Origin of the sequence: Chamaesiphon sp. GL140_3_metabinner_50 (assembly GCF_025361915.1) — a bacterium.
In the GTDB taxonomy this organism is placed as follows: Bacteria; Cyanobacteriota; Cyanobacteriia; order Cyanobacteriales; family Chamaesiphonaceae; genus Chamaesiphon.
The window spans coordinates 1-5376 of the sequence record NZ_JANYJC010000029.1; the positions used below are offsets into that span (position 1 = coordinate 1).

Below are 5376 nucleotides of genomic sequence, written 5' to 3' on the forward strand. Positions count from 1 at the left end.
CTTGTGGATTGCGCGGATCAATGCAGCTTCGCGTCAACATGCATGAGCTACAGTCAATTGATCGGCAACATGAAAAAAGCTGACATCCAACTCAACCGTAAGATGCTCGCGCAAATTGCGATTCTCGATCCGGCTAGTTTCGAGAAAGTGATCGAATTAGCCGCAGCCGCAGCAGCGAAATAGATCTGTAGGTTGGGTTGAGGCACGAAACCCAACCATCCCATCAATGGTGGTAAGAGTTGGGTTTCACATTCGCTCTACCCAACCTACAAATATCTACTAATTAGGTATGAAGAATAGATCTAATCTTTATCGATTTAAATCTTTATTATTTACACTATTATCGATCGCGAGTATCGATTTTTTATCAACATCAGTTCGAGCGGGAACGCTCAAAGAAATTCAGCAACGCAAACAATTAATAGTTGCAGTTAAAGATAATTTACCACCATTAGGCTTTCGAGATCGATCGGGAAATTTACAGGGCTTGGAAATCGATATCGCCCGTAAATTAGCCGCCGAAATATTTAATAATTCAGATGCCCTAAAACTAGTACCCGTCGCCAATCAAGATCGGCTTAAAGTCGCGATCGATGGTACTGTAGATCTGACAATTGCACGAGTCACAATTACCTCAACCCGATCGCGAGTAGTCGATTTTAGTCGCTATTATTATCGAGATGGAACGGGCATAATTACCAATCGATCGAACATTAATAACAATAGCGATCTAGTCGGTCAAAAAGTCGCCATCTTAAATAACTCTACCACGATCGCTTCAGTCCAATATATCATCCCCAAAGCACAATTAGTCGGTGTCGATAGCTACCGCCAAGCCCAACAATTACTCGCCACAGGCAAAGTTGTCGCCATCGCCGCAGATCGCAGCCTCCTGATAGGGTGGAGCAAAACCACACCAACTTATCGACTTTTACCCGACAAATTATCCACCGAAACCTTAGGCATCGTCATCCCCAAAGGGCAGCAATACGACGCATTACGGCAATTAGTAGACAAATCGATCGCCCAATGGCAAGCTAACGGCTGGCTTCAGCAGCGGATTCAGTACTGGGGACTGGAGGGTAAGGAGTGAGGAGTAAGGAGTAAGGAAAATCCCCTCCCTGGAGGGGTGCCCGTAGGGCTACTGGTCGGGTCACCCGCCCAGTGGGGTGGGTAGATCTTCGCTAAAACCTAAAACCTAAAACCTAAAACCTAATCCCTAAAACCTAATCCCTAAAGCCTAGTTAATTGTTATCAAGCCTGAGACACGTAAGTTGGCTCTCAAGCTATCATAGATAGTCAGGTATTGAGTACCTCGTGGAGCGAGGAGCCAGAAATTGCCCCCAGCCACTGCTTTTACTAGTCACTACCCACTGCTTAACAATGGACTTTTCAGATAAAAATTTACTCGTCGTCTATCTAACGGCATTTCTACTACTATTGAGCGTCGCGGCTGTTGCGGTGCTCAGACAAATTATCAAAACCCAGAAAATTGAAAACGCCCTCAATAAATTAGAGAAAAAACTCAAAGCCGAGCGCGGAACAATTCCAGAATATTACGAACTAGGGAGTATTTACCTAGAGAAAAAAATGTTCATCCAGGCGATCGCGATGTTCAAAAAAGCGATTAAACTCGAAGATGCAGATAGTCCTGAAATGTCTCCAGTATACAATGCGCTCGGTTATGCATACTTCGGACAAGAACAGTACGACATGGCAATTCGTCAATATAAAGAAGCGATTAAACTCGAACCAGATTATGTAATGGCAATGAATAATCTGGGACATGCTTACGAACAAAAAAAACTGGCATCTCAAGCTTTAGATATTTACGATCGCGCTTTAGAATTAGAGCCAGAAAATGAAACAGCCAAACGCCGAAGCGAGTCGCTGCGTCGTCGGTTAGTAGTAAGTAGTAAATAGTTAAGCTCAAGAATGCAACGTCCGAGTGTAAGATTGAGACGAGTGCTATTTGTGTAGATGGAGAAGTTGAGAGTGTCGGATTTATTAACCGGGAAAGTCGCGATCGTTACAGGTGCATCCAGAGGGATCGGTCGCGCGATCGCGCTAGAATTAGCAAGCGTGGGCGCGAAGGTAGCAGTTAATTATGCTAGTTCTAGCGGTGCTGCGGATGAATTAGTCGCTCAAATTGTGGGTGGTGGCGGCGAAGCAATGGCGATTGGTGCGGATGTCTCAAAAGCCGAGCAGATTGACGCGCTTGTCAGTACCGTGATGGATAAATGGGGACGTGTTGATGTGTTGGTAAATAATGCCGGAATCACGCGCGATACGCTGCTATTACGGATGAAATTAGCAGATTGGCAAGCCGTCATCGATACCAATCTCACTGGCGTGTTTTCATGCACCCGCGCGGTGAGTAAAATTATGCTCAAACAAAAATCGGGCAGAATTATTAATATCGCCTCAGTTGCAGGGCAAATGGGCAATCCAGGGCAAGCAAACTACAGTGCATCTAAAGCTGGGGTAATTGGCTTTACCAAAACAGTCGCCAAGGAATTATCGAGCCGAGGCATTACGGTGAATGCGGTAGCACCTGGTTTTATCGCCACCGATATGACAAACGATCTCAAGGCGGAGGGGATTTTACAATTCATTCCTCTGGGTAGATACGGACAACCCGAAGAAGTAGCAGGAATGGTCAGATTTTTAGCAGCCGATCCGGCGGCGGCATATATTACTGGTCAAACGTTTAATGTCGATGGTGGGATGGTCATGGCGTAAGTTACGGAGTGAAATGAGCATCTGTACAGAAACTTACGCTAAGGCTAAGAACGTTGCTGGGTGAACGTTTCAATTATTAGCATTTTTGGTTTTCAAAAACTGAGAGAGTCAAGATTCTAGGCGTACCAATTAATCTCTAGGCTCTTTGATACTAGAAATGAGTACAGCATAGCAAAGGTTTCAGACTCCTAAAACTCAGACCCTTCAATTGGTACAGATTTCTTTCTAACGCGCGTCGATATTCGACGCGCAAGCTTCGAGGGCTTGAAAACAGGTTATTTAATCCTCAGTGTAAGTTTCTGCAAAGGTTACTCGTTTCACCCCAGTAGATAAAAAATTCCGATCTGCGGTGTTACATGAATTGACAAAGGCATATAATGTAGGTAGGTAGCCTACAATTGGTAACTGCTCGGAGTGTTACGACAGAATGCGGGTTTGGCGCGATCGTCAGACATTATTGGGTGCTAATTAGCCATTTTTTCGCCTCACTGATGGCTCAAACCGATTAACTTCGTACCCTGCTCGAACTCCCGCCACGATTGGGCGATTATGTCTAGAGGTGAAACCGATCTCCGACGGGCATCGATCGCGATTGAAGAAGACAAACTACCACCTAATGGGGCTGTGGTGAGGTTGTAACATTCGTCCTTGATAGCGTAGGCAAAGCCTAATCGAGCAGGTGAATTTGAGTTTGCCTGTCACTACCACAACCACTATTAGAAAGGCACGATAACACCGTTCGCCGTGACGTAATCTATCTTAATTATGGAATCTTCGTCTGTTTCAGCCAAACAAGCCAGGTCAATTTCTAAATGGTTGACCTGGATCCAACTTGGAGTCGCTGGCATCTTACTAATCTCATTTTCGACTTTAGGTGTTTTGTATCCTGAGAACATTCGATCGCCTGCGACGATCCATAGTTCGATCGGGATACTGACAACGCTGATTTCTGGCTACCTCGGACATCGCGCTTTTGCTATTATTCGAGGTGGTCGCATGACGATAGAGCCATTACGTCAATTAACCACTGGATTGGCTGGTTTGTGCGCTGTGTCTGTGCTGGCTGGAGACTGGTTGTATATCAGCTATCAGATACAAGCACAGCATTATATCCAAGCTTGGGTACAGCAACGGAGCTATTTTTTCCATCAGGCATTGATGGATTTCAAGCCGCTAATTGGTTGGTTTCCATTGCCATTATCGGTCGCTGCTGCATTTATTCTTTGGCAATACGGTGATGCTACAGGGAAATCGCGTCATCTATCGCTAATTGTCGGGATCTTACTGGCATTGGTATGGATGTATGTATTGATGAGTTTAATCCTGGGGCTAGATCTGACAAAAATTCGCCTAGCATCTTTATTGGACTAACGATCGTGAATCAACAAGAAGCAGAAACCGATTTACTCACGCCAATTCCATTAGGTGCAACAGCCGCAGCGATCGTGTCTGCGGCATTAGGCTGTCTGACACTATCGACTACATATCGAACGATCGCGCAATCTCAACTCTTGTCTGGTAAGAAAATTGAGATCGCTGTTTGGCCGCCTTATCAGAGTTGGGTTGGCTCTTATCCCATCCACCAGCTCGTGGGGTTTTCGGTCTGGCTGGGAACTTGGTTGCTGCTGTATTTAGCGTGGAGACAGCGCGATGTGTCGCTTAGACCGACGATCGCCGTGTTTTTTGGCTTACTATTTTTGGCAACTGCGATGGCTTGGAGACCCATTGGAGAGCCAATTAGCCACGCAATTGTTCAAGCTTTAGCAATTCGTTAAAACAGTCTCACCGCCACAGCACTTGCTGAGGGCATAATTGGCGCAGGTACCAAATAGTACTTAGGCTGCGATATCGGGGTTGGCTCGGACAGCAACGATCGATCCGCCAGACCGGAAACAAGGATTGGTGCCGACTGCCACAGAGATCGACAGATCGGACTATTCAAGTGGTAAACTATAATTATGAGAAGAATATGAAAATTAGCCCATGTCACAGATTGACAAAATTCCTTCATTGCCAGAAGTACATCGCACAGTAACCGTCCCAACCAATGGCAGCTTCTGGAAAAAGATGTTGGCGTATGCAGGGCCAGGATATCTTGTTTCGGTTGGATATATGGATCCAGGTAACTGGGCAACGGATCTAGCTGGGGGTGCTAAATTCGGCTACAGTCTGTTGAGCATCATTTTGTTGTCAAATTTGATGGCAATTTTGTTACAGGCACTCTGTGTCAAGTTGGGGGTAGCAACTGGAAGAGATTTAGCTCAAGCATGTCGGGATAATTTCAGCAAGCCTGTCAGTTTTTGTCTGTGGGTGTTGTGTGAGATTGCCATTTCAGCTTGTGACTTAGCCGAATTGGTTGGCAGTGCGATCGCTTTACAGTTATTGTTTAATATTCCTCTAGCTGTAGGCGTATGCATTACGGCTTTAGATATCTTTGTGGTGCTATTTCTGCAAGGTAAGGGCTTCCGTTATATTGAAGCATTGGTAATAACAATTATTGCTGTGGTTGGGGGTTGTTTTGTCGCTGAATTAATCTTTGCCAAACCCAATTTGGGCGGTATTCTCGGCGGCTATATTCCGCAAGTAGAAGTAGTCAGAAATCCAGAGGCATTGTATATTGCGATCGGCATTTTA

General features: G+C 45.4%; 6 protein-coding genes and 1 pseudogene. All 7 read left to right on the top strand.

Annotation, left to right across the window (positions count from 1 at the left end):
* Positions 1-183, top strand: a pseudogene (rplT, locus tag Q0R35_RS01280) (50S ribosomal protein L20); the annotation flags it as partial.
* A gap of 106 nt (positions 184-289) precedes the next feature.
* On the top strand, positions 290-1093 hold the full coding sequence (locus tag Q0R35_RS01285; protein ID WP_295613678.1) for a transporter substrate-binding domain-containing protein: 804 nt from the start codon (positions 290-292) through the stop codon (positions 1091-1093).
* Between the two features lie 290 nt (positions 1094-1383).
* Positions 1384-1923 (top strand): tetratricopeptide repeat protein, encoded by a 540-nt coding sequence (locus tag Q0R35_RS01290; RefSeq protein ID WP_295613680.1) that lies wholly within the window; start codon positions 1384-1386, stop codon positions 1921-1923.
* Positions 1924-1980: 57 nt separating this feature from the next.
* A complete protein-coding gene (gene fabG / locus Q0R35_RS01295; RefSeq protein WP_295613682.1) occupies positions 1981-2742 on the top strand; it encodes a 3-oxoacyl-[acyl-carrier-protein] reductase in 762 nt (253 codons plus the stop codon).
* Positions 2743-3507: 765 nt separating this feature from the next.
* Positions 3508-4113, top strand: coding sequence for a hypothetical protein (locus Q0R35_RS01300; RefSeq protein WP_295613684.1), 606 nt, complete (start codon positions 3508-3510; stop codon positions 4111-4113).
* 5 nt (positions 4114-4118) lie between these two features.
* A complete protein-coding gene (locus Q0R35_RS01305) occupies positions 4119-4517 on the top strand; it encodes a hypothetical protein (protein ID WP_295613686.1) in 399 nt (132 codons plus the stop codon).
* 208 nt (positions 4518-4725) lie between these two features.
* Positions 4726-5376 (top strand): Nramp family divalent metal transporter (locus Q0R35_RS01310; protein ID WP_295613688.1); only part of this gene is annotated, 651 nt, incomplete at its 3' end.

What these genes read in the sequence shown, in the direction of transcription:
- Q0R35_RS01285 (WP_295613678.1), top strand. Translation starts at nt 290, where the DNA reads ATGAAGAATAGATCTAATCTTTATCGATTTAAATCTTTATTATTTACA.
- Q0R35_RS01290 (WP_295613680.1), top strand. Translation starts at nt 1,384, where the DNA reads ATGGACTTTTCAGATAAAAATTTACTCGTCGTCTATCTAACGGCATTT.
- fabG (WP_295613682.1), top strand. Translation starts at nt 1,981, where the DNA reads ATGGAGAAGTTGAGAGTGTCGGATTTATTAACCGGGAAAGTCGCGATC.
- Q0R35_RS01300 (WP_295613684.1), top strand. Translation starts at nt 3,508, where the DNA reads ATGGAATCTTCGTCTGTTTCAGCCAAACAAGCCAGGTCAATTTCTAAA.